This window comes from Flavihumibacter cheonanensis (assembly GCF_022352215.1).
In the GTDB taxonomy this organism is placed as follows: domain Bacteria; phylum Bacteroidota; class Bacteroidia; order Chitinophagales; family Chitinophagaceae; genus Flavihumibacter; species Flavihumibacter cheonanensis.
The window spans coordinates 507,461-532,029 of sequence record NZ_JAKRWF010000003.1 but is presented as its reverse complement, the minus strand read 5'-3'; the positions used below and the strand labels follow the sequence as shown (position 1 = coordinate 532,029).

The following is a 24,569-nucleotide window of genomic DNA, read 5'->3' as shown; positions in this document are numbered from 1 at the left end:
GTAACTTCTATGGAAAATCCTGCCGATCAATTTGAACTTTCAAAACAGGAATTTACCCCTATGGAGTTTGTCTATAGGAATCTGAAATACCTCCCATGGATAGCGCTTTCCCTTATAGTTAGTATTATTGGTGCACTTATCTATCTTCGCTATACTCCGGATGAATTTATGGCAAAAGGCCAGATGATTATTAAAGGGGAAAATGCTGTAAGTACCAGTGATGAGAAATTCAACCGACTATTTCTCATGGACGCAGGGCCTAATCTGAATAATGAAATGGCCATTTTAAAATCAAACAATTTTGTTCAACGGGTAGTACAGGAATTGGGATTGAATTTTGAATATACCGGTTTAGGCAAAGTTAAATCTACATTAGGTTATCCACATTCACCATTGCAGCTGGAAGTTATTCGCAAACGTGATTCTTCCAGAATTACATTTCAGGTTACTGTCCTTAATGATAAAGAATTCCTGCTTAATGGTGCTGGAGAGGCCCGTCAATTCGGCTCCGTCATTGAGGACAAAAGAGGAGTATTTAAAATTCATCTGAATCCTTCTTATTTAGATGATTATGATACGAGAGATTTCCTGATAGATCATTACCCATTAGATATAGCTGCAGAACGCATAATACCACATATTTCAATCAAGCAAAGCAATGAATATGCGAATATCCTCGAAATATCTTTTCAGTCGACAAACGTACAGCAGGCTGCTGACATAGTGAATACCTTAATGAAGGAGTATGGTAATGCTACTGTAGAAGATAAAAATGCAATTGCTCTTGGGACAATCAGATTTATTGATGAACGGCTAGACTCTTTACAGTCGGAATTATCCGGAGTGGAAGGAGCTATTCAGCAATTCCAGGAGAAGAATCAGGGAATTGGTCTTGGCCTGCAATCAGAAATGTATGTGAACTCCATGTCAGAGTTGGATACCAGAATTAACGACATTTCCGTAAAGAAAAAAGTACTGCAGTGGCTGAAAGAATACCTTCTGAACAAAAACAACGACCAGGCTACTGTTCCTGTTAATCTGGGTGTAGATGAACCCACTTTAACAGCGTTAATTTCTGCTTATAATGAATTACAGTTACAAAAAACTGCACTCCTAAAATCAACTACGCTACAAAACCCCAAAGTGCTGGAAATGCAGGCCAGCCTGGATAAAATTAAAATTGATATCAACGAAGCACTTGCCAGTGTAGATCGTTCGTATGACATTGTGCTGAAACAAATGCAGGACCGGTATTCGTCCGCGCAACAAAAATCAGTTTCCGTGCCTGGGAAGGTCAGACGGTTATTGAACATAGAACGTCAGCATAAAATTAAGGAAGAATTATATTTGTTGCTTCTTTCCAAGAAGGAAGAAGTTGCCATTGCTTCTGCCGCGGTACTTCCCAATTCCAGTATTCTGGAAAAAGCAACTGTAAGGGGGAAATTGGTTGCACCTATTCCTAGTGGTGTTTATTTGAAATTTATTGCTGCAGGGTTGGCTATTCCCATTCTAATTATTATGGTGCTGGGATTTCTGAATGATAAAATCTCCATGCGGAGCGATATAGAGAAAAATACCCAAGTACCAATTGCCGGAGAAGTAGGGAGTTCCGATAATCCAAGTCCATTGTTGGTAACACTTCAAAACAGAAGTTATATAACAGAACAGTTTCGTAGCATCCGGACCAATATGACGTACCTGGCCAATCAAACCAGCAAGCCAACCATCCTTGTGACCTCGTCTATGAGCGGGGAGGGAAAATCCTTTATCAGTACCAATATCGGGGCAGCTTTTGCTTTAGCTGGTAAAAAAACACTATTGCTGGAATTCGACATCCGGAAGCCAAAAATATCATCCAATCTGAACGTGTCAACCCGTAAAGGTTTAAGCAGTTATCTTGTTACTAACGAAAAAGAAGAAGACCTGTTGGTTCGTGTAAAAGATATTGATGGATTGTATGTTTTTCCATGCGGCGTTATTCCGCCCAATCCATCTGAAATGTTATTGCTGCCAAAAATGGAAAAATTATTTGCCTGGGCAAAAGAAAATTTTGATGTTATAATTATTGATTCAGCACCCGTTGGAGTAGTAAGCGATGCAATTACTCTTGGGAAATATGCTGATGCTACGCTCTATATTATTCGTCAGAATTATACGATAAAAAAGGTGGTGGACCTAATTGATACTTTATACCAAACTAAAAGATTGCCGTCCATGTCAGTTGTAATCAATGATGTTCAAATGCAAAGAGGATATGGTTATGGATATGGATATGGATACGCTTTTGGGAAAGGGCAACAGGCATCAGGGTATTTTGATATTAATGCAGAACCTAAAAAATCATTCTGGAAACGTTTGTTCGGTAACAGATAATAGTGATGTAATCCTGCTCTGATGCGGAAATTTATTCTAATATCTACTTATAACAGGATTCTTGAGAGCCTTCCCTCAGAAAAAAGAAAGAAGCTCTGGAGGATACTTGCGCTTATTCTGATTACCAGTATTATTGATATAGCAGGATTGGCTGTGTTTATTCCAATTATCTCAGCTGTTGCAGAACCGGAGTTATTGAATAAGGGATTCTTGCAGGTATTGAATAACTGGTTACCTGGTTGGGATAATAGGGCATTCCTGCTGCTCTTGTTTTTTACAGGTTTCCTCTTTATGGTATTCAGAACATTATTTGTCCTCTATAGCCAACAGTTACAATCCAAATTCTGTTTTGAAATTGCAGAATTTATTGGTGAGAAAACATTTGAATATTATCTGTCTTCTGATTTTGAAACCGTTACAAAACAGGACTCTGCGAAAATTATCCGGGAACTTACTCAGAGTCCACAGCATTTTTCAAGGTTCCTGGTTTTGCCTGTATTGTTGATTACTGCGGAAATAGTCGTGATTGCACTTATCACACTTGGGATCGCCTTCTATAATATTGAGGTATTACTACTCGTTTGCGGTACTATTTTTCCAGTTGTTTTCCTGTTTCAGTTTCTGGTAAAACGAAAACTGCAGACTTATGGTGAACGGCAACATGAGCACACACCAAAACTTTATTCCAACAGTAATAGAGGGATATACGGAATGGTTGATGTACGACTTCGTAATAAAGGAGAACGTTTAATTGACGATTACAAATCGGTTCTGAGGGCATTGAATGCGATCAATATTAAGACCAATGTTTTGGCAATGATTCCTGCCAAGCTTTTTGAATTGGTCACAGTGCTTGGGCTACTAATAATTTTTGTTTACGCGGCATATATTTCAGGAAATCCTTCGCAAATCCTGCCCTTAATTACAGTATATGCTGCGGCTGGTTACAGACTGATTCCTTCATTAACGAAAATTATGCCTTCTCTTATGCAATTGGAACAATACAGTTATCTGTTTAATGTATATCGGCCCGTATTCGAAAATAAGTACCGGTGGTTTTCAAATTCAACTTCCCAGAGGACTCCTGTTTTTTTTGAAGAAGAAATTCTATTTCATAATATTCGTTTTGCATTCAGGAAAAATGAGCAGCCAGTACTTACGGACATCACACTCAAAATTAAAAAAGGGGAAATTATTGGATTAATTGGCAAATCCGGCTCTGGTAAATCAACTCTAATTAACCTGTTAATTGGATTTTACAAACCGGATAGTGGAGAAATTCGAATTGATGGAAAACTACTTGAATCGAATCAGGCAATTTCCTGGATGAACGAAATTAGTTATGTTCAACAGTCGCCGTACCTGGAACGGGGCAGCCTGGCTGCCAATATCGCATTCCTGGAACAGGATATAGATCATGATCGATTGAATAAATCCATAATTGCAGCTTCTTTAGATGGTTTTGTTAATGGGAGGGATCCTTATCAGATTCAAATTGAAGAAATGGGAAAGAATCTGAGTGGAGGGCAAAAACAACGGGTAATAATTGCCCGTGCGCTATATCATAACAGTTCTTTAATTATACTGGACGAAGCAACCTCTGCACTTGATAATGAAACAGAGGAAGCAATCAATCAGACCATTGAACAATTGCGAGGATCGGGCATTACCATTCTGATTATTGCACATCGGTTCTCCACATTGAAACATACAGATCGTATTGTAAGGTTGGAAGGAGGTCGAATAAAAGAGGTTCTTCAGTATAACAGTTTACTACATTGAAAAATTAAATTCATACTATGAAATTATTGGATTGCACCTTTCGGGATGGTGGTTACTATACTAACTGGGATTTTTCAGATCAATTGCTGCAGGTCTATCTTAAAGCAATGAATGAAAGTCCGGTTGATTTTGTAGAAATCGGCTATCGGGCAAAGCCAGAGCCTGGTTATCTCGGGAGATTCTACTATTGTCCGGATTACCTCGTTCAAAGAATAGCTGAAACACTTAGAAAAGGATTAGTACTAATCATTGATGAAAAAAATACACAGCCGGGGGATATTCCACATTTGCTCGATTCTATCAGTGACAAGCTGGCTATGGTTCGAATTACGGTTGCCCCGTCTAAAATAGATGAAGGAATTGCACTGGCAAAAGCCATAAAGGAAGTAGGAATTAAAGTAGCATTTAATCTGATGTATATTTCAAGGATTGCTGGTGATGAGGCTGTTTTGAAAAAATTAGCTGCGCTACCAAATGATATTGTAGATGTATTATACCTTGTTGATTCTTACGGTGGAATCATGCCTGCGCAACTTGCACAAATAATTAAAACAGTTCAGGCAGGCACTAGTATCAGTCTTGGTTTTCATGGACATAACAATATGGAAATGGCGCTTGCTAATACGCTTACTGCAATTGAAAACGGAGTAGAATATATTGACTCCACGATCACAGGAATGGGGCGCGGAGCGGGAAATTTAAAAACTGAACTGCTACTGACGTATCTATCTTCAACGGGACTTTCTGTTAATTTTAATGCACTCAGCAAAGCTGTTACTGCCTTTGAAGAACTTCGAAGAGGTTATGGGTGGGGAACCAATTTACCTTATATGGTTTCGGGAGCGTATTCACTACCTCAAAAAGAAGTGATGGACTGGACTACCAAACAATTCTATTCTTATAATGGAATTTTACAAGCGCTGATTAATAAAAAATCAGGCATTGAAGACAATGTTAAGTTGCCGGTATTTGATGATTCTGGAAATAAAAAGTGCATTGTAATCGGTGGTGGAGTAAGTATTTTCCACCACCTGGAAGGATTAAAAAGATATTTTCAGTCTGCTCAAATTGGCGTACTTATTTTTTCCAGTTCTAAAAATGCTGGCTTATTTGAAAATATCCCGGTTGAAAAACTGTATTGCATACAGGGAAAAGAAGCAGATCGGCTGGAGGATGTGTTACATCATCAGCCGGAAGGTGACTACAAATTAATTTATTCTCCTTTTCCAAGACAGATGGGTACGCAGGTACCTGTCGATATGAAAGACAATGCAGTTGAACTGGCACGTTGGCAATTAATTAAAGAGGGAGAAGAGTCGCATTTGCGACTGGCATTGGAAACCGCTTTGTTATATAATCCAGGTGAAATCATTGTAGCAGGATTTGATGGCTATAATACTGAGCCAAGCTCCATTGAATACGAAGTTGCCAAGGAAAATGATCTGCTGTTCGAGAAATTCAGGAAAAACAGTGTGCGGGTTGTATCGCTTACCCCCACCCGCTATAAAAATATTGATCAGCTTTCCCTTTATTCAAAAATCTGATATGAGAGTAGTTGGTATTATACCTGCACGGTACTCGTCAACCCGTTTTCCGGGAAAGCCTCTGGTTCCAATTAATGGAGTACCCATGGTTTTAAGAGTTGCAAAAAAAGTAGCTGCCGCTTTGGGCAAAGAGCATACCTATGTTGCAACTGAAAGTGAATTGATACATAATGTTGTTACCGATGCCGGATACCAGGCAGTAATGACATCTGATGAACACCTTACAGGGACAGATCGATTGGCTGAAGCTGCAGAAAAAATTCCGGCACACTATTATTTGAATATTCAGGGCGATGAGCCTATCATAAACCCTCAGGATATCCTTATGGTTGCTGAACTAAAAAAACAGTATCCGGATTCAATCATAAATGGTATGTCGAAACTTCGCGAAGGTGAAGATCCATGGGATATAAACATCCCAAAGGTATTGGTTAACAGCAGTGGAAGGTTGCTTTATATGTCAAGGCTCCCCTTGCCTGGCGTTAAAAGTTTAAAAAAGGAACATCCTCCTGTTTATTATAAACAGGTTTGTATTTATGGCTTTACTCTGGCACAATTGAGGCTTTTTAACTCAATAAAAGTTAAACCGGAGTTTGAGTTCCAGGAGGATATTGAAATATTGCGGTTTTTTGATTTTGATGTACCCGTTCAAATGGTTGAGTTTTATTCATCATCAATGGCTGTTGACCGTCCTGAAGATGTAGTGGCAATTGAAAATTACCTGAAAGAAAATGGTGACGACTATTATATTTGACTTTGATGGGGTAATCCTTGATTCCATGCCCATCCGAAAACTTGGATTTGTTGAAGCACTGCGTGATTTTCCCCAGGATAAAGTTGATAAACTATTAAAATATCATGAACAAAATGGCGGACTGTCCAGATATCACAAATTTGAATATTTCTATAAACAAATCCTTCAGCAGCCCTTTGAACCATCTGATATACTTCAATTGGCGGATGCCTTTTCGAAAATAATGAAAGCTAGGCTGACGGATCCTGCCAATCTAATTCAGGAAACCCTTGAATTTATCAAAAAGAACAGAGAACGATACCGGTTTTTCATTGCTTCAGGATCCGATGAAAAGGAGCTCAGATATTTATGTGATGAGTTAGCTATTAGTGAATTTTTTGAATCTATTCACGGTTCGCCAACACCTAAAATAAAGTTGGTTGAAGATATACTGAGAAAATTTTCGCTACCCTCAACAGAAACTATTCTAATAGGAGATGCTCATAATGATTTTGAAGCGGCAAGTCGAAATAATATTGCTTTCTTCGGATTTAATAACATTGAATTGAAAAATCTGGGTACCGGTTACATATATTCGTTTGAATCCATTAATTTTTTCTGATGAACCGCATTTCAAAAACTGATTTTTTTGAAATGTTTTCTGACCCCTCCGTTTTTGATGCCGGAGAGTACAATTTCCTAAGGGTGATCCAATCGGCATTGTTAGGCAGGCCAGCAGAGCGAAATGGAAAAATGGCCCGAAGGAGTTTATTCTTGCAGCCATACTTCATTGTAAAGAGCTATTTACGGCTTCGTGCATTCAGAAAGAACAAACTTTCTGATTATTTCAAACCTGATCAAAAGTATTTATTCATTTGCCCTATTCGGTTTAGTAAGGATCCCGAATCGGGAATAGAAAAAAATAGTTATATAGAAAGAATTGTGGAGCTCCTTGTTAGGAAAAATTGCCATATACATTATAGAGGAATGCTCCCGGAAAGCGCTAAAATAGATTGCGACACTACTATTTCTGAATGGTTAAAGACACGTATACCTTATGGGTCTTTTGATAGGGACTGTATTCAGTTAATCAGGAAAACTTTCAACAACTTGCGAAAGAATCCAACATTGTCTACTGAGGATTTAGTTGAAATAAGACAAATGCTGGATGATTTTTGGTGGGAATCCAGGCTCTATTACTTCTATTTAAAACAATCAAATGTTTCAACGGCTTTTATTTATCCTGCGTATCAGAATGAAGCAGTGGTTTATGCGCTTCGCAAAGCTGGAATTAAAGTGATTGAATTACAACACGGGGTAATCAGTAAAGGCGCAAATTTTTATGTTTATCCCTCAGCTCTAAAAAAAATAAACAGAGATATTCTACTCCCTGATGAAATATGGGTATGGGGTTCTTACTGGAAATCAATTTTGCTTAAGGGGTTTGAATTTTCAGAAAATAAGATAAAGGTGGTTGGTGACTTTATCAAACGACCTGATTTGACTATGTTTTCTTCTCCCAAAGAAAAAGTGGTGCTGGTTACCCTTAGTACTGGTACGCAGTCTTTTTTCATTCCTTATATTAAGCAGCTATATGAACACATACTTAGACATCCAGGCTGGAAATTATGGATTAAACCTCATCCAGGCGACCCCAATAACGCGGTTTACGATGATGCTTTTAAAGGATACGAACTGCTTGAGATAATTGACAAAAACACAAATATTTTCCAGTGCTTGCAAAAGGCTACTATTCAGGTAAGTATTTTTTCAAATACCCTTTTTGAAGCAGTTGAAACTAGTACGGTAAGTTTTTGCCTTGATGTAGATAGTAAATACAAAGGGTTTGTAGAAGATGTAATTGCTGCCGGCGTAGCCTATAAATTGGATTCTGGGGAAGATCCAATCTGCCGAATGGAAGAACTACTCCACTCACATAAAGAGCCTGAAAGAGATATCTTTTTTTCAACCTTTTCAATTCCTCAAGTTTATTGATATTATGCATATAATGCGACAGTTGTTTTCTTTTTGGAGGTTGACTTATGCCCTCAAGAAGCAACAAGAGCGGCTAAACAATCGGAATATCAAGAGTCTTTTGAATCCTTCCTGGGAAAAAAAGATTCAGGCTTATAGTGTAATTGAAACAGATTGTGATTTGAAAGGTGATCCTGCGTATTTGGGAAGAGGGCTATATATTGGGAATTCCACACTTATTTATAATACCAGTTCAATAGGTGATTTTTGTTCTATTTCTTCAGGAGTTAAAATAGGCTTAGCTGCACATCCAAAACATATGCTTTCAACAAGTCCTCTCTTTTATTCAAGTGGAAGGGGGTTAATAAATGATTCGGATATTTTAACTGGTGTCGAAAAAATGGTAGAAATCGGACATGATGTTCTAATATCCGCTAACGTTCTTATCCTGGAAGGAGTTAAAATTGGAACGGGAGCCATAATTGGTGCCGGCGCTGTAGTTGTAAAGAATGTAGAACCATATACCATCGTAGCAGGCGTACCAGCTAAAGTTATCGGCAAGCGTTTTTCAGATGATGTGATTCAACATCTACTTAATAGCAAATGGTGGGAACTGGATATTCAGAATATCCTGCAGTTGCCCTTTTTGAAAGATGCATCTAAAATAGAATTTAACAGGTAATACGGATGCTCGTTTCTGTCATCATTCCCTGCTATAATGTTGCCAGTTTTATTGGAGAATGCCTGAAATCTGTCTATGAGCAGACATATCACCCCCTGGAAGTGATTTGTGTAAATAACAATTCTACGGATGAGACCCTCTATTACCTACAAACATTACGCGAAACCCTCTATCCTGATCTGTTGATTTTGGAAGAATCAAAAAAGGGGGCGAATGCTGCCAGAAATTGTGGACTGCAAAAAGCAACTGGTGAGTGGATCCAGTTTCTGGATGCAGATGACTTGCTATTACCCACCAAAATAAGCCTTCAACTGACAACGATAAAAAAAACCGGGTTTTCGGGTTTTGTCGCTGCAAAGGCAACCAGGCTTAAAGTAAACGGAGAAAAATATACTTATGAGCTTCAGGAAGCGGATCCTTATCTCGCTGCCTTTATAGGGAAAGCTGGAACTACCTGCTCCAATCTCTGGAGTAAAGAATGGTTAAACAAGGTGAGTGGCTGGAATGAATCCATCCAGAGTTCTCAGGAAACTGACCTCATGTTTCGGTTATTGCTAGCTGGTTGCCCCGTTATGTTTGATACCAATTCTTATACCATTCTCCGGGATCGTATAAGTGGCCAGATTTCGCAGTCTGATCCGTCCAGAAGATGGAGTCAGCTGATTCTCACCAGGCTTCATTTTCTAAAAAATATTCGGGAGCATTACCCGGCTGCTTATGAAAGAAATCAACAACTGTTTTGTACTTTTCTGATGTCGTCTTTATTGACGCTAGCAACCTACAACCGACCCAAAGCATTGGAACTGTATAGGCTAATGAACTTCACTTCCTGGAAACCAACCGAAGGATATGGAATTAGTCGTGGTAAAGCGGTATTATTGAAAGTAATTGGTTTTCCTCTTTTCACCAGGTTGAGATAACGTATCCATAAAACAACCATGATCATCTATCTTACAGTTGGCGACCAGCCTTCTGGTGTGTTTAATAGTCAGGTAATCGATTTTGTCAACTTTCTTTCAGCTTCAACTTCCCAAAAAGTGAAACTGGTTGCCTTTCTATCCATTCGGGGCTTTTTTTCAAATCGTCGCGGGATTCGCAAAAAATGCCCCAACGCATTAGTTCTTCCTATGCTTCCCAGGATTAAAAACTGGGAAAAAAACAAATACCTGTTTCATACCTGTTTGATATTGTTTCGTTTGAAACCCTCCCTTATCATGGGCAGAAATGTGCTTGCAACACTCATTGCTTTAGATGCAAAGCAAAAGGGATTAACAAATAAGGTGCTATTCGATGGCAGGGGTGCGATCAGTGCAGAATGGAATGAATACAGGGTCGTAGAAGACAGGTATCTTGAAAAAAACATTCTGCAATGGGAACAAATTGCAGTGCTTAAAACTGATTGGAGAATTGCTGTCTCCAAAAAACTGGTTGAATTCTGGGAGAAAAGTTTTCATTACAAACCGGGACATGAAACTGTAATTCCCTGCACACTGGATCAATCCTATGAAAAGGTTGAAATAAGTGAAGCGCAAATGCTGGCTGCAAAAGAAAGGGCAGGATTGGCACCTGATAAAATAACCCTTGTTTATAGCGGTTCTACTGCAGGATGGCAGTCCAGTTCTTTACTACAGGTATTGCTGGAGCAACAACTGGAAAATCAAACTGACTTGCAAGTTCTTTTTTTATCTGAAGAAACCGTCACCATCCAATTCCTGGCTGCCAAATACCCTGGCAGAATTAAGTCGCGCTTACTTCCTCCCAACCAGGTAGCCAACTATCTCTGTGGCTGTGATTATGGTTTGCTTGTTCGCGAACAGACCAATACTAACCGGGTAGCTGCTCCTGTGAAATTTGCAGAATATCTTGCTTGTGGATTAAAAGTGCTCATTTCACCTAATCTTGGCGATTATAGTGAGCTTGTACAAAGGGAATCGCTTGGGTATTTGTCAACCGCTCTACCAGCTCAACTGGAAAAAATATCACTTTTAGATAAAACAAGGATTCAACAATTTGCGTTACAACACTTTATTAAACAAAACTACCTTCCGGATTACCTGGAAATCATAAATCAAACTACCTAATTTGAGAGTTTTAGTTACAGGTGGAGCAGGATTCATTGGTTCCGCCATTATTCAAAAATTGCAGGAAAAAGCAGACGAGGTTTTTGTAATTGACAACCTTTCTTTTGGCAATCGTTCCTTTATTTCGATACCGGATGATCGCTTTTACAAACTGGATATCCGCAACGAAGCTGAGGTGGTGGAGGCACTTGACGAAATACAACCGGAAATTGTTCTTCATCTGGCTGCTATTCACTTTATTCCCTATTGCAATAAACATCCGTTTGAAGCTTCGGATATCAATATTCGGGGTACGATGAATTTGCTCAAAGCAATAAAAGCCTGTGGGTCTGTAAAACAGTTTTTTTTCGCTTCTACGGCTGCGGTTTATCCAATTCTGGATGGGCCAATTCCCGAAACAGCCGAAAAAAAACCGTTGGATATTTATGGACTGACCAAATTGGTTGGCGAAGAATTGTCTGAAAAGTTTCACCTTGAAACGGGTATCCCCACTATTATCTGTCGTTTCTTCAATGCTTTTGGTCCGAATGAAACCAATCCTCACCTGATTCCTGAAATTCAGCAACAGGTGAATAACGGAAAACGTATCATACAACTAGGTAACCTTGATCCCAAACGCGATTTTATACATACTTCTGATATGGCAAATGCCATTGATGCATTGCTGCAACATGTTAACATGGGTTTTGAAATATTTAATTTAGGGAGAGGTATCGAATACTCTGTGGTAGAGGTTGTGAAAGCTTTTGAGGCTCATTTGGATGAAGCAATAGAAATCGAAGTTGACCCGGAAAGAGTACGAAAAGTGGAACGGATGCACCTGCTAAGTGATATCAGTAAAATTACCAGTTTCACTGGATGGAAGCCTGTAGTTTCACTGGAAGAAGGAATTGAAACACTGATCAGGGGCTAAATCACTTTTCGATATTATGCATATCGCGTTTTGTACGGATGGAATTTATCCATTAATGACAGGGGGAATGCAGAAACATTCCCGTTTATTGGTGGAATCATTGAGTGCTTATGAAGACCTTAGCATCACCGTTCTTCATCCTCATTCTGAAACAATATTTAATTCCCCGAGGATTCAGGAGATTCAGCTACGTCCCATTAATTCAAACAAGAACTACCTGCTCGAATCTTATAGATATTCACAACAGGTAGCTGATAAGCTGAATGATATTCAGCCGGATATAATTTATTCTCAGGGACTCTCAGTATGGGCTGGGATAAAAAATTTTTCCAACCGACTTATTATCAATCCGCATGGACTTGAACCTTACCAGGCGATAGGATGGAAGCACAGGCTGCTTGCAATACCTTTTCAACATATATTTTCCCATCTGTTTAAAAATTGCGCTCGGATTGTATCCCTTGGGGGCAAATTATCCGAAATTCTTCGAAAACATTGCGCTCATGAAAAGCAATTAGTGGTACTTCCGAACGCTATTAACCTTTCTAATACATCAGCTGGGTTTCAACGTATACCTTCCTTACCTGTAAAAGTCTTATTTCTTGGAAGATTTGCGACTAATAAGGGAATTGATATCCTGTTTGAAGCAATTCAACAGCTAAACTCCACTGGATATACTAATACATTCAACTTTATTTTAGGTGGCAAAGGTCCATTGTATGAACACTATCGTTCCCAGCCACAGCCGGCGAATGTAAAATTACTGGGCTTTGTGAAAGACGAAGATATTGATGCCCTTTATCGGAATAATGAACTTTTTATTTTACCTACTTTGTTCGAAGGAATGCCTACTGTGGTGTTGGAAGCTATGAGCTGGAAAATGCCCGTGATTGTTTCCGACGTTGGTGCTACCGCCGAACTGGTAGATGCTGCCAATGGATATCTGGTAAGGCCCGGTAAAGTAGAAGACCTGGTTCAGTCCTTGCTTGGATACGCAGCTGCTTCATTGGAGATTAAACTGTCATTGGGAAATGCTTCGTATAGCCGGGTAATGAACCAGTTTACCTGGAAAGCTGTGGCTGCTCGTCATCGGGATTTATTTTATGCGTTGTTACATGAAACTCAGTAGTGTTTTTTTTCTGTTTTTTATTTCTTTGTCGCTCTTTGCGCAGGAGGAGCCAGTTGCTTACTTGAATTTTGATTCAGCCAAATCATTAAAAACGACCTGCGAATTAAAACAAGTGGTTGGTGTTTCCGGTACTGGAATTGATTTGCAAAACAACAAGTGTTTGTTTATTACCAGTGGTTTGCCTAAGCAAAAGAGCAAGGCAATGACAATAGCATTTTGGATGAAAGGAGACCGTTTTCAGTTTTTATGCTTTCCCCGGCCTCATTTTTTACTTCAATTGAATATGACGGGGTTATTGTTCAGGACCACTCAAATACAATCAGACGGCAGTTCAAAAATTCAGGATTTAAAAATTGCCTTCACTGGAGTCGATCGTTCTTCTTTCAGTTATTATGCGGATCGGGAGTGGCATCATTTTGTTTTCATTGTGGATACAGAAAAAAAGATCAAACAGATTTGGGTGGATGGCGTGTCACCTGCTGGATTTACTGCTTCACTCGAAACCAATGCTCCGGTATTGTTAAGTAATAACGACGGGTTTCGGTTTACTTCGGCGATAGATGAGTTAAAGTTTTTTTGGAACGCGGTTAATGGTGCTCAACTTTTTTCCAGTGCGGGTTATGCTGAAGAAAAAAAAGCAGTTCCCAATCTCCAGTCAGCAATGTTTGATTCGCTGGATTTTGCACCTGGATATCCAGTATATACTGTACACGCAAAGGATCAGCTAAAACATTTTCCGCGTCCCCGATTTTATTCCAATAGCCCGCTACCACGTAATATGTCGTGGATGGATATCCAATACCTTCATGGGGAACTGGGAGTGGTAAATCCAGCTACAGCAGTAACTCTTGTTGATGAGCTGGCCAGTAACTGGAATTATTACGTTGAAATACCATTGCTCAGAACCACTGCAGAAGCCGCTTCAAAAGCCTACTCCAATCCAAATCATATAGCAGGTGCTTTGATTAATTTTGCAAATCAGCATCCCAGCCTGCCCGTTGCCCTAATAACCTTACAAGTGCAAAATAAACCTTCGTACATGTGGTCGCAAAACCAGCCATCAAACTACTACATGAAGGAAACAAACGGGAAATTTATACTTCGGGGTAACCGAAAATTGCATTCCCCTCTCATGCCGCTGGATATTGTTCAAAAAGACGCTGAAGTTAGCGCAGGTTATATTCAACAATTAATGAAACAATTGAAGCAACCACCTGCTCTTATAAATGAAAATGGAGAAATTTTCGGACATACCATAAAGGAAGATTATCTAAAAAGAGATCCTGCCGTATGGAAAAATTTTAAAGCATCAGGCCTTAGCGCTGCGCAGTACAGCGGACGTTTTCAATACAAACAGGACTCCACTTACATGCGTACTATTCTTAAAAACACTACTGCGGATGCCCATTTCAGTTTTTACAATACGTCCGCCATTCAACCGGCCTACTGGCCAGACTATGCCATGCGCAGGAAAGTTAACAGGTGGAATGATTCAGTTATTTATCCAACACCGGATTTCTATCCCTCTACGCCTGACAATTGGGCTACAGGGAGAGGCGCGCTCAATGGGTTTGGGGTTATTAGTGAAGGCAGAAAAAAAGAAATAGAGTTGGGCGATCGTTTTTTTTCTCCTTTCGTTTCTGCAGGTTGGGGAGCAGAAGAAAAAAATATCCGGCCATCTCAGTGGCTTGCACTGCTTAAGTCAATGGTTATGCTGGGTGCTGATTTCTTTTATACCGGCTATTTTAATATTACAGGAAAAAATGGAAAATGGCCTAATGGAGTAGGGCCCTATGATCCCAGAGGATATATATACCAGGCAGCCATACCAGCTTACGCGCAGGCTATCCGCTCCTGGGTGCCAGAGTTTTTTACAAAAGGCAAGCTGCTCGACCCGGGTGATTATTCAGATACAAGGAAAGCATTTCGCTATAAGGGGTTGGCTGAAAATGAACTCATCCTCGTGCGGAAATGGAATAACCGCTACTTGATTTATGGCAGCATTCAACCATCCAGTAATCTTAAAGGGAATATTCCAACAAGTATAAATACACAGATTAAATTGGAGGGTGCTACTATTGAATTTGAAATCAGAAAGCAAGGCAGTCTGTATGTCCTGGATCTTACAGAAAAAAAGCCGGTTTTTTACCAGTTGGATCAATGGCATCAGCCGGAGCATCCCTATTTCTGGAATTCTTCTACCCTGCAGCATGGCGTAGTATACGAATCAGTGGACGGACCCGTTGAGCGGGTGGTGACCAATTTCAAAGAGTTCAACTTTACAAAGTCGCGTTCTCACCTTATAATCGGAACAGCTGGAATAGCCCGTTATGATGGATTATCGCTTAAGCCAGGCCAATATACACTTTTGTTTGAAGGAAGAGCTCTGAAGCCCGGAACGATTATAGAACTGGAAATACCCGAAATCAGGTTTTCAAAACGCATCACTATTTCGGATGCGTCTGTTGATTTAATTGAATTGAATATCAATACACCGATTAATCGTGTGATCTGGAAGACGCTTGCCGGTGAATTTGCACTATCCCATTTTTCATTTACACCCAATTAAATCCGGATGAGGATATTATTTTTATATACTGAACTCGCCGAGTATACCATTGCCTGCCTGAATGCATTGAAACAACAAGGCGTATCTGTTTCGGTAGTGCACTTCCCGATAAATCCTGAAGCTCCGTTTGCATTTAATCTGGAAGGTGTGGGCTCCTTTCATGATTTGTCCGGAATACATTCTTATACCGAACTTGAAAAATTAGTGGATGATTTTAATCCACATAAAATTGTATGCAGTGGATGGATTAATAAGTGGTACCTGAGGATTTGCAGGAAATGGTCAAATCGTGCAGTTTGTATCCTGACCATGGACAACCACTGGAATGGCAGCCTGAAACAACAACTCATGACAATAGGTGGAAAACTGTTGTTGCGGAAATGGTTTAAAAAAATTTGGGTGCCAGGAACGCCGCAAAAAAACTATGGGCTCCGCCTTGGATTTGGCGAATCCCAAATCATGACCGGCTTCTATACAAGCGATGTCGATCGGTTTGAGGCACTTGGACAAAAAGCAATTGAACAAAAAACACGCGTTTTCCCGAAAGTATTACTTTGTGTAGCCCGCTACATTCCAGCCAAAGGATATCAGGAACTCTGGGATGCATTTATTAAATGGCAGGAACTCGAACCCAATGACTGGGAGTTATGGTGTGCAGGTAGCGGAGAGGGATATCCCCAAAGAACCATTCATCCAAAGATCCGCCACCTTGGTTTCGTACAAAAGGAGCAATGGCCGGGTATTATAGAGTCTGCAGGTGTTTTTATATTGATGAGCCGTTTTGAACCCTGGGGAGTGGTAGTCCAGGAATTTGCTGCTGCAGGCTTTCCATTAATGCTGACGAAAGAAGTAGGAGCAGGAGAACTTTTTCTTCAACGTGGAAATGGATGGCTACTGGAGTCCAATACTCCTGAATACCTGATTCCTGTATTTCGCAATTTGAATCAGCTGGAAACGGAAGAGTTGATTCAAATGGCACGAAAAAGTCAGGAGCTTGCTAGACTGCTAACTCCTGCAGGCTGGGCCACTCGTTTGCGGGAAGCCTGAGCTCTTTTGTAGGTCAGCAATTTGTTCGAAACATAGTATATAAAGAAAAACAAAAAGAAACCGACATTGATGTAATTGCCATTGCGAATAAGCCCCAGTACGATATAAACAAAAATGGCATAATTGATGGCTGCCAGGTTGCGGCTCTGTTCATTATAAACGGTTGATTTGGGAGCAAAGAATACAATTACCGAAGTGAGAAATAAAACAAGTCCCAGTAATCCGGTTTCTGACATCAACCGTAAAAACCGGGAATTAGCATCCTGCTGGTTTTGTGCTCCGTATCCTTTCAGGTAATTTTTTGGAAAATATTTTAAAAACGCATCTTCATAAATCAGGGGATGCGATCCCAGCCCTGATCCAAATAATGGGTTGTCCAAAAATGAATCGCGTGCAATAATATAATTAGAATACAATGCAAAAGTGCTGGAATTGGATTTGCCTGCTTCTTTTATATCAATCTCTGTAGAGAGGAAAAGTGAGGTAGTGTCATTGTATCGTTTGTTGATGAGGTCAACATTTTCAATCAGGTAAAAAACTAGTAAGGCCACCGGAGCCAAAAACAAGGGGGCGAAAATGATACGATTTCTTCTCACGTTGAAAAAATCATTCAGGTACAACCCAAAAAAAGCAGCTAAACCAATACCCATAACAGCAGTGGAAGAATAGGTTACCAGGTAACAGGTCAGTAAAACCAGGTATTTAAACTTGGCGGTATGCCAGGTTCTTTTAAAATAGCAGGTATAATAAACAATTGCAGGAGTGATGGCCATTGCCAAATAAAATGGTTCTCCCATTATTCCATACTCACGATATTGAAAAGTCCCATCCTGTAACACTTTGGTAAGGTGAATACCTCCAATGTGCAGCAGGTTATCAATAACTCCATGAAGCGCTACCCAGAAGGCAAATACCAGGTAGTAATTAAATATCCTGGCAATATCGTATTTAAAAACTCTGATAACGTTATAATAGGTTACGGAGGTGAACAAGATGCCGAATACCTGTTTTACCAACTCAAAGCCCAGTATACCTCTAACTAGGGTAACAAAAACACTAGCAGTAATTATAGAAAGTAGTCCCAGGTTAAACCAGCGGGGGGGCATCGTAATCTGGTATCCTTTTATTGGAAGTGAGAGTAGGAAAAAGAGAAAAATAGGATAATAATAATAGAAATCAAATGGTAGTCCCCCTCCTCTGATTGCTTTATCCAGAAAAACAGAGAAGATACAAAGCAGTCCCAGTTTCTGAGCAATGTCCAATTTGTCTTTCTTCTTTTTCATGCTTAGTCTTGCAAATTAAATCTATTTGTTGTTCAACCTATTAATAAATGTGCGGCATATCAGGCATTCTTTCTTTCACTAATACGAACACGCTCGAGGAGCAAATCCATGAAATGACGGATGCCATCGCCCACCGTGGTCCGGATGCTGCCGGTCATTTTGTTGAAGGCCGTATTGCTCTTGGTCACCGCCGCCTTTCAATAATTGATCTAAGTCCTTCCGGTAACCAGCCTTTCTGCAGTGCAAACCAACGGTACCAGCTTGTATTCAATGGAGAGATCTATAATTTCCGGGAAGTAAAAGCAACCATTACTGATCATGCTTTTAAAAGTACCGGTGATACCGAAGTGCTGATAGAAGCCTGGAGCCGCTGGGGATTAGCTGCCCTTCCCAAATTCAAAGGCATGTTTGCTTTTGCGATCTGGGACCGTCAGGAAGAAGCCCTCTGGCTGGTACGCGATCGCCTCGGGGTGAAACCACTGTATTACTCCCATCAGCCAAATGGCTTGATATTCTCTTCTGAAATTCGCTCCATTCTTGCAAGTGGATTGGTTAAAAAAGAATTGAATACGGATTCACTGGCAGGTTATTTCCGCTACCAATCAGTTCCCGGCCCACATACGATCATTAAAGGCATCCAGGAATTGAAAGCCGGTTACTGGATGAAAATCAAAGATGGCAAGATGGAGAGTGGCAGCTGGTGGGATATACAATCAGGCAGAGGGTTTGTGCCACCTGAATCAAGACGGCATGCACAATCGGAAATCCTCCGCCTTCTTCGCCTGGCAGTGCAACAAAGATTGGTGAGTGATGTCCCTGTCGGTGCTTTTTTATCCGGCGGTATCGACTCCAGTGCTGTGGTTGCTCTTATGGCTGAAGTGAGCAACCGCCCTCCTGAAACCTTTAATATCAGCTTTAGTGAAAAGGGCTTCGATGAAAGCGGTTATGCGGAATTGGTAGCCAAAAAATTCAATACCCGTCACCATACCATTTTGCAAAAGCCGGAATACATGCTGGAAAACCTGCTACCTGCACTGGATGCAATGGACACTCCCAGTGGAGATGGTATCAACAGTTATGTAGTATCCAAAGCAATCCGGGATGCAGGTATAACTGTTGCGCTTTCAGGTATTGGTGGTGATGAATTATTTGCAGGTTATCCCTTTTTCCGGCAATTCCGTCAATTGCAGCAATTCAAGAACAGCTGGGTGCTTACAAAACCGCTTCGCAAATTGATTGCGTCAATTATTAGTAATACAACAAGCCGAAAAGACCGTTTGAAACAACTGCTCAACCTTCCCTCACCTCAGATTGAGCAACTGTATCCGATATTCAGACAGATCATAACACCGGCAGCATATCGAAAACTTATACGGCTTGATCTGCCCTCTACTGACATCGTGCAACAAGCTCTGGCGCAACTTGAACAGTTACATAATTTCCCTGAGTACTCACAGGTATCAGTAGCCGAATACTTGGGATATTCCCAATATACCTTGCTAAAAGATACAGATCAGATGAGCATGGCCGTTAGCCTGGAAGTGCGGGAACCATTTTTTGATCATGAGCTGATCGAATATGTATTACAGCTTCCTGATCAACTGAAAGAACCCGCATTCCCAAAGCAGTTGCTGGTGGAATCGCTGGGGGATCGCCTGCCTTTTGAAATTGTTCATCGCCGTAAACAAGGCTTCATTTTCCCCTGGGAGCATTGGATGAAAACGGAGTTGCGAGCTTTTTGTGAAGGAGAAATTCAAGCAATTTCCCATCGGGAGTTTATTAATGGCCGCGCGCTTCAGGTGCAATGGCAACAGTTTCTGAAGGGGGATCCTTCTATCCGCTGGATGGAAATCTGGTTATTTGTTATCCTCTCTTACTGGTTACGGAAAAATGAAAACGGATAAACTGGTTATACTAATCTTCTCCGATTGGTACGCTCCTGGCTTCAAAGCGGGCGGACCTATCCAATCCTGCGTAAACCTCGTTCGTTATCTTTCTGATCAATACTGTTTTTTTGTGGTTTGTGGGGATCGGGACCTGGGAGATGCCCAGCCTTATGAAAATGTCCCTCTGGATCAATGGGTCAACGGCCTATCCGGAGAAACCATATTTTATACTGATAGCAGAACCCTCAGCAGGCAAAAGATCCGTCGTATTATTACCGAACTGAATCCACATGCAGTGTATCTGAACAGTATGTTTTCGATTCCCTTTACGATCCTGCCTATATTGGTTTGCTGGCAACTGAAAAACCGGCCACTCGTGGTTTTGGCCCCCAGAGGTATGTTGCAGGCCGGTGCCCTGCAGTTAAAAGCCAGCCGAAAAAAAATATTCCTTCAGCTTTTTCGTCTCCTGGGCTGGCAGCAGATCATTCGCTTTCAGGCTACCGATGCTCAGGAACTCAAAGATATCCGACAGCATTTCCCTTCTGCCTCTGCGCTGATTGCCGAAAATATTCCAAATCGCCTGCCGGATGGTCCACCTCCGGCAACCAAAGAACCCGGCATCCTGAATCTGGTATTTATTTCCCGGATCCATCCCAAAAAAAACCTGCTCTTCCTCCTGGAATTACTTACAGAATGGCCAGGCAAAGCCCAACTAACACTCGATATTTACGGTGATGCCGGAGATCCTGCCTATGATAGCCAGTGCAAATCGCTGGCTGAACAACTCCCACCTGGGAGGGTTGTACGCTTCATGGGCCCCATAGAAAATAAGCTGGTTTTTGCCACTCTCGCGGCCTACCACGCCTTTGTGCTACCTACAAGAGGAGAGAATTTCGGTCACGCTATTTTTGAAGCACTGGAAACAGGTAAACCGGTGCTCATCAGCGATCAAACACCCTGGCGAAACCTGGAAGCAGGAAATGCAGGCTGGGATATACCTTTGGACAGAAAAGACCGTTATTGGAAAGCATTGGATCAACTGGCAATCATGGATCAAACAGCATACAATCTCTGGTCGGCCAAAGCCCGAAGCCTTGCTCAACAGTACGTGGAGCAGGCAGGATTCCGGACTAAATATGAGGAACTGTTCGCATGAGTAAAACTGATTTATCTGCATATAACAACAACTGGTACCCACCAACCATCGGTGCTCCTTCCTGGAAACGCCTGCTCTGGTATGGTACAAGTCTTGTTTTCTTCGAATCGGCCTGGCTACCGTTTAACAGCCTGAAAATTGGATTGCTCCGGGCTTTTGGAGCCAGGGTCGGTAAAGGAGTGGTAATCAAACCCCGGGTTCAGATCAAATACCCCTGGCTGCTCAGCATCGGGGATCATAGCTGGATTGGCGAAGGCGTTTGGATTGATAACCTCTGTCAGGTGCAGGTTGGTGCACATGCCTGTTTATCGCAGGGCGCCTATCTCTTAACCGGCAATCACAACTATAAAAAAGCATCGTTTGACCTGATGGTTGCACCTATTACTCTCGAAGACGGGGTTTGGATTGGAGCGAAAGCAGTTGTTTGTCCGGGTATAACCTGCTACAGTCACAGCGTTTTAAGCGTTGGTTCAATAGCTACTACCAACCTGGAAGCATATTTGATTTACCAGGGTAACCCGGCCTTGCCCATCAAAAAAAGAACGATAGACCAGTGAAGATGGACCCCCTTGTAACAATTATTACGGCTACCTATAACAGTGCGGCTACCCTTGCTGACACCCTGGAAAGCGTAGCCAGTCAAACCTATCCGAAGATCGAACACCTCATAATTGATGGCGTATCAACAGATGATACAGCAGCTATTGCATGTCAATATCCCCACGTAGCCCGGTTTGTTTCAGAACCGGACAAAGGCCTGTATGATGCTATGAATAAGGGTATAATGCTGGCTTCAGGGCACATTATCGGTATTTTGAATTCAGATGATTTTTATGCCAATAACCAGGTGATTGAAAAAATCGTGGAGCTTTTCCAGGACCCCGATACACTGGCAGTTTATGCTGATCTTCAATATGTTGACGCAGTGGATACCAACAAAGTAATTCGTCATTGGAAAGCTGGTATTTACGATCAACAGGCTTTCTATTATGGCTGGATGCCACCCCACCCGAGTTTTTTCGTTCGTAAACAATTGTATGAGCAATGCGGCGTTTTTAATACCAGTTTCCGGCATTCAGCCGATTATGAGCTGATGCTCCGGTTGCTGCTGCGTTACAATGCTCCTGCTGCCTATTTACCGGAAGTGGTGGTGAAGATGCGGATGGGCGGACAAAGCAATGCAAGTTTTAAAAATCGCTGGAATGCCAACCGGGAAGATCGCCGGGCCTGGACTGTCAACGGTTTGACCCCGTATTTTTTTACCCTACCTTTGAAGCCGTTTAGAAAAATTGGACAATTCCTTATCAAATAAACTATAATGTCGAAAGTTGCTTTAGTTACCGGCATCACCGGACAGGACGGTGCCTACCTCGCAGAACTCTTATTAAATAAAGGGTATACAGTGCATGGCATAAAACGCCGCGCCTCCCTTTTTAATACGGATCGGATTGATCACCTCTACCAGGATCCCCACGAAAAAAATGTGCGGATGCACCTGCATTATGGTGATCTGACTGATAGCACCAACCTGATTCGTATCATCCAGGAAACCCAGCCGGATGAAATTTATAACCTGGCCGCCATGAGCCATGTGCATGTGAGTTTTGAAACCCCGGAATATACGGCCAATGCTGATGGTATAGGTACCCTTAGAATACTGGAAGCGGTTCGTTTACTCGGACTTACCAAAAAAACCAAGGTTTACCAGGCTTCTACTTCTGAATTATATGGGCTGGTTCAGGCTGTACCCCAGAGTGAAACCACTCCCTTCTATCCTCGCTCTCCCTATGCGGTGGCTAAAATGTATGCGTACTGGATTACCGTAAACTACCGCGAAGCCTATGGTATGTTTGCGGTGAACGGGATTCTGTTTAATCACGAATCTCCACTAAGAGGTGAAACCTTTGTAACCCGAAAGATCACCCGTGGTGTGGCGAAAATTGCACTGGGTATGCAGGATAAGATTTACCTGGGTAACCTGAATGCGCGGCGCGACTGGGGTCATGCGAAGGATTATGTGGAAGCCATGTGGCGAATCCTGCAGCAGGATACCCCGGAAGATTATGTAATTGCAACTGGTGTAACTACCCCGGTTCGGGAATTTGTACGGATGGCATTTGCCGAAGTGGGAATCGAAATTGAATTCAGCGGTGCTGAAGAAAAAGAAGTAGCCAAAATTGTTAGCTGCTCTAATCCGGAATTCCAGTTGGAAGCCGGTAAGGAAGTAGTAGCCGTGGATCCAAGATATTATCGTCCGACTGAAGTGGACCTGCTGATTGGTGACCCCACCAAAGCACAGACTAAACTGAATTGGAAACCCAGGTATGATCTGGCTGGCCTGGTAAGTGAAATGGTAGCTGCGGATGTGGACAGCTTCAGAAAGGAGAAGTTGCTGAAGGAGAGTGGATATTATGTGAAGAATCAGTATGAATAAGTGAGACGTCAGACGTGAGATGTGAGATATGAGACGAAGAAAAAAACAATGAAAAAATGGATTTGACAAGTAAGATTTATATAGCTGGACATAGGGGAATGGTGGGATCGGCGATCCAGAGAAGATTGCAGGCGGCGGGGTTTACAAATTTTGTGACTCGTACCTCAGCACAGTTGGATTTAAGGAATCAACAGGCGGTAGCTGATTTTTTTGCAGCTGAGAAGCCGGATTATGTGTTTTTGGCAGCAGCAAAAGTGGGTGGTATTCATGCGAATAATACCTTTCGTGGGGAATTTCTTTATGATAACCTGATGATCCAGAACAATGTGATCCATCAGAGTTATGTAAACGGAGTGAAGAAATTATTGTTCCTGGGCTCTTCCTGTATTTATCCCAAGCTGGCGCCACAGCCATTAAAGGAAGAATACCTGCTGACCGGAGAGTTGGAGCCTACCAATGAGCCTTATGCTATTGCTAAGATAGCTGGTATCAAATTATGTGATGCCTACAGAAGCCAGTATGGCTGCAATTTCATTTCGGTAATGCCAACGAATTTATATGGCCCGAATGACAACTATGATTTGAATAACAGCCATGTGTTGCCGGCACTGATTCGGAAATTCCATGAGGCCAAGCTGGCCAATGCGCCATCTGTAACCATGTGGGGAACAGGAACACCAAGAAGGGAGTTCCTGCATGCAGATGACCTGGCGGATGCCTGTTATTACCTGATGGAAAATTACAATGAACCCGGACTGGTGAATATTGGGGTGGGCGATGACATCCCGATCAAGGAGCTGGCCATGTTGATTAAAAAAGTAGTGGGATACGAAGGTGAAATCGAGCATGATTTAACCAAACCTGATGGAACACCTCGTAAATTGATGGATGTCAGCAAATTGCATTCAATGGGATGGAAACATAAGATAGGGTTGGAAGCCGGCTTGCAGCAGGTATATGCCGAATATGCCTTAGTTTAGTAG

Annotated in this window: 20 protein-coding genes; 19 read left to right on the top strand and 1 reads right to left on the bottom strand. The window is 41.5% G+C overall.

What is annotated here, in order from left to right; all coding sequences use genetic code 11:
* The first annotated feature begins 9 nt into the window (after positions 1-9).
* The 13 genes from MD536_RS16185 (at position 10) to MD536_RS16125 (ending at position 16,827) form a co-directional block, all read left to right on the top strand.
* A complete protein-coding gene (locus MD536_RS16185; RefSeq protein ID WP_239602035.1) occupies positions 10-2,373 on the top strand; it encodes a GumC family protein in 2,364 nt (787 codons plus the stop codon).
* Positions 2,374-2,394: 21 nt separating this feature from the next.
* On the top strand, positions 2,395-4,155 hold the full coding sequence (locus MD536_RS16180) for an ABC transporter ATP-binding protein (protein WP_239602032.1): 1,761 nt from the start codon (positions 2,395-2,397) through the stop codon (positions 4,153-4,155).
* Between the two features lie 17 nt (positions 4,156-4,172).
* On the top strand, positions 4,173-5,699 hold the full coding sequence (locus tag MD536_RS16175) for an aldolase catalytic domain-containing protein (protein ID WP_239602030.1): 1,527 nt from the start codon (positions 4,173-4,175) through the stop codon (positions 5,697-5,699).
* A 1-nt stretch (position 5,700) separates the two neighbouring features.
* On the top strand, positions 5,701-6,453 hold the full coding sequence (gene kdsB, locus MD536_RS16170; protein ID WP_239602028.1) for a 3-deoxy-manno-octulosonate cytidylyltransferase: 753 nt from the start codon (positions 5,701-5,703) through the stop codon (positions 6,451-6,453).
* 25 nt (positions 6,454-6,478) lie between these two features.
* Complete coding sequence (locus tag MD536_RS16165) at positions 6,479-7,054, top strand: HAD family hydrolase (protein ID WP_239602025.1); 576 nt, start codon at positions 6,479-6,481, stop codon at positions 7,052-7,054.
* Entirely contained in the window at positions 7,054-8,427 is a 1,374-nt protein-coding gene (locus MD536_RS16160; protein WP_239602023.1) for a hypothetical protein, read from the top strand. Before MD536_RS16165 ends, MD536_RS16160 begins: the two co-directional genes overlap by 1 nt.
* Before the next feature lie 13 nt (positions 8,428-8,440).
* Complete coding sequence (locus MD536_RS22170; protein ID WP_239602020.1) at positions 8,441-9,088, top strand: CatB-related O-acetyltransferase; 648 nt, start codon at positions 8,441-8,443, stop codon at positions 9,086-9,088.
* A gap of 5 nt (positions 9,089-9,093) precedes the next feature.
* Positions 9,094-10,008: a glycosyltransferase family 2 protein gene (locus tag MD536_RS16150; protein ID WP_239602018.1), complete on the top strand. Its 915-nt coding sequence runs from the start codon at positions 9,094-9,096 to the stop codon at positions 10,006-10,008.
* An 18-nt stretch (positions 10,009-10,026) separates the two neighbouring features.
* Complete coding sequence (locus tag MD536_RS16145) at positions 10,027-11,169, top strand: glycosyltransferase family protein (RefSeq protein ID WP_239602017.1); 1,143 nt, start codon at positions 10,027-10,029, stop codon at positions 11,167-11,169.
* A gap of 1 nt (position 11,170) precedes the next feature.
* Positions 11,171-12,082: an NAD-dependent epimerase/dehydratase family protein gene (locus tag MD536_RS16140; protein WP_239602007.1), complete on the top strand. Its 912-nt coding sequence runs from the start codon at positions 11,171-11,173 to the stop codon at positions 12,080-12,082.
* 67 nt (positions 12,083-12,149) lie between these two features.
* Positions 12,150-13,211, top strand: a complete 1,062-nt coding sequence (locus tag MD536_RS16135) for a glycosyltransferase family 4 protein (protein ID WP_239602004.1) — start codon at positions 12,150-12,152, stop codon at positions 13,209-13,211.
* Positions 13,198-15,780: a hypothetical protein gene (locus tag MD536_RS22275; protein ID WP_239602001.1), complete on the top strand. Its 2,583-nt coding sequence runs from the start codon at positions 13,198-13,200 to the stop codon at positions 15,778-15,780. The genes MD536_RS16135 and MD536_RS22275 overlap by 14 nt, the downstream gene beginning before the upstream one ends.
* A 6-nt stretch (positions 15,781-15,786) precedes the next feature.
* Positions 15,787-16,827: a glycosyltransferase family 4 protein gene (locus tag MD536_RS16125; protein ID WP_239601999.1), complete on the top strand. Its 1,041-nt coding sequence runs from the start codon at positions 15,787-15,789 to the stop codon at positions 16,825-16,827.
* Here MD536_RS16125 and MD536_RS16120 read toward each other — a convergent pair.
* Positions 16,767-18,110 (bottom strand): O-antigen ligase family protein, encoded by a 1,344-nt coding sequence (locus MD536_RS16120; RefSeq protein WP_239601995.1) that lies wholly within the window; start codon positions 18,108-18,110, stop codon positions 16,767-16,769. The two genes, MD536_RS16125 and MD536_RS16120, sit on opposite strands and share 61 nt — an antisense overlap.
* A gap of 47 nt (positions 18,111-18,157) precedes the next feature.
* Here MD536_RS16120 and asnB point away from each other — a divergent pair, with 47 nt between their 5' ends.
* Genes asnB through fcl form a run of 6 tightly spaced genes read left to right on the top strand, consistent with a single transcriptional unit; the run spans position 18,158 to position 24,566 of the window.
* A complete protein-coding gene (gene asnB, locus MD536_RS16115; RefSeq protein ID WP_239601992.1) occupies positions 18,158-20,014 on the top strand; it encodes an asparagine synthase (glutamine-hydrolyzing) in 1,857 nt (618 codons plus the stop codon).
* Positions 20,001-21,152 (top strand): glycosyltransferase, encoded by a 1,152-nt coding sequence (locus tag MD536_RS16110; RefSeq protein ID WP_239601991.1) that lies wholly within the window; start codon positions 20,001-20,003, stop codon positions 21,150-21,152. The genes asnB and MD536_RS16110 overlap by 14 nt, the downstream gene beginning before the upstream one ends.
* Positions 21,149-21,709: a WcaF family extracellular polysaccharide biosynthesis acetyltransferase gene (locus MD536_RS16105; RefSeq protein WP_239601989.1), complete on the top strand. Its 561-nt coding sequence runs from the start codon at positions 21,149-21,151 to the stop codon at positions 21,707-21,709. Before MD536_RS16110 ends, MD536_RS16105 begins: the two co-directional genes overlap by 4 nt.
* Before the next feature lie 2 nt (positions 21,710-21,711).
* Positions 21,712-22,464, top strand: coding sequence for a glycosyltransferase family 2 protein (locus MD536_RS16100; protein WP_239601988.1), 753 nt, complete (start codon positions 21,712-21,714; stop codon positions 22,462-22,464).
* Between the two features lie 6 nt (positions 22,465-22,470).
* Positions 22,471-23,586, top strand: a complete 1,116-nt coding sequence (gene gmd / locus MD536_RS16095; RefSeq protein ID WP_239601985.1) for a GDP-mannose 4,6-dehydratase — start codon at positions 22,471-22,473, stop codon at positions 23,584-23,586.
* A 56-nt stretch (positions 23,587-23,642) separates the two neighbouring features.
* Positions 23,643-24,566, top strand: coding sequence for a GDP-L-fucose synthase (gene fcl / locus MD536_RS16090; protein WP_239601983.1), 924 nt, complete (start codon positions 23,643-23,645; stop codon positions 24,564-24,566).
* Positions 24,567-24,569 lie beyond the last annotated feature (3 nt).

Excerpts from the sequence above, each read along its gene's own strand:
- MD536_RS16185 (WP_239602035.1), top strand. The coding sequence starts at position 10 with ATGGAAAATCCTGCCGATCAATTTGAACTTTCAAAACAGGAATTTACC.
- MD536_RS16180 (WP_239602032.1), top strand. The coding sequence starts at position 2,395 with ATGCGGAAATTTATTCTAATATCTACTTATAACAGGATTCTTGAGAGC.
- MD536_RS16175 (WP_239602030.1), top strand. The coding sequence starts at position 4,173 with ATGAAATTATTGGATTGCACCTTTCGGGATGGTGGTTACTATACTAAC.
- kdsB (WP_239602028.1), top strand. The coding sequence starts at position 5,701 with ATGAGAGTAGTTGGTATTATACCTGCACGGTACTCGTCAACCCGTTTT.
- MD536_RS16165 (WP_239602025.1), top strand. The coding sequence starts at position 6,479 with ATGCCCATCCGAAAACTTGGATTTGTTGAAGCACTGCGTGATTTTCCC.
- MD536_RS16160 (WP_239602023.1), top strand. The coding sequence starts at position 7,054 with ATGAACCGCATTTCAAAAACTGATTTTTTTGAAATGTTTTCTGACCCC.
- MD536_RS22170 (WP_239602020.1), top strand. The coding sequence starts at position 8,441 with ATGCGACAGTTGTTTTCTTTTTGGAGGTTGACTTATGCCCTCAAGAAG.
- MD536_RS16150 (WP_239602018.1), top strand. The coding sequence starts at position 9,094 with ATGCTCGTTTCTGTCATCATTCCCTGCTATAATGTTGCCAGTTTTATT.
- MD536_RS16145 (WP_239602017.1), top strand. The coding sequence starts at position 10,027 with ATGATCATCTATCTTACAGTTGGCGACCAGCCTTCTGGTGTGTTTAAT.
- MD536_RS16135 (WP_239602004.1), top strand. The coding sequence starts at position 12,150 with ATGCAGAAACATTCCCGTTTATTGGTGGAATCATTGAGTGCTTATGAA.
- MD536_RS22275 (WP_239602001.1), top strand. The coding sequence starts at position 13,198 with ATGAAACTCAGTAGTGTTTTTTTTCTGTTTTTTATTTCTTTGTCGCTC.
- MD536_RS16125 (WP_239601999.1), top strand. The coding sequence starts at position 15,787 with ATGAGGATATTATTTTTATATACTGAACTCGCCGAGTATACCATTGCC.
- MD536_RS16120 (WP_239601995.1), bottom strand. The coding sequence starts at position 18,110 with ATGAAAAAGAAGAAAGACAAATTGGACATTGCTCAGAAACTGGGACTG.
- asnB (WP_239601992.1), top strand. The coding sequence starts at position 18,158 with ATGTGCGGCATATCAGGCATTCTTTCTTTCACTAATACGAACACGCTC.
- MD536_RS16110 (WP_239601991.1), top strand. The coding sequence starts at position 20,001 with ATGAAAACGGATAAACTGGTTATACTAATCTTCTCCGATTGGTACGCT.
- MD536_RS16105 (WP_239601989.1), top strand. The coding sequence starts at position 21,149 with ATGAGTAAAACTGATTTATCTGCATATAACAACAACTGGTACCCACCA.
- MD536_RS16100 (WP_239601988.1), top strand. The coding sequence starts at position 21,712 with ATGGACCCCCTTGTAACAATTATTACGGCTACCTATAACAGTGCGGCT.
- gmd (WP_239601985.1), top strand. The coding sequence starts at position 22,471 with ATGTCGAAAGTTGCTTTAGTTACCGGCATCACCGGACAGGACGGTGCC.
- fcl (WP_239601983.1), top strand. The coding sequence starts at position 23,643 with ATGGATTTGACAAGTAAGATTTATATAGCTGGACATAGGGGAATGGTG.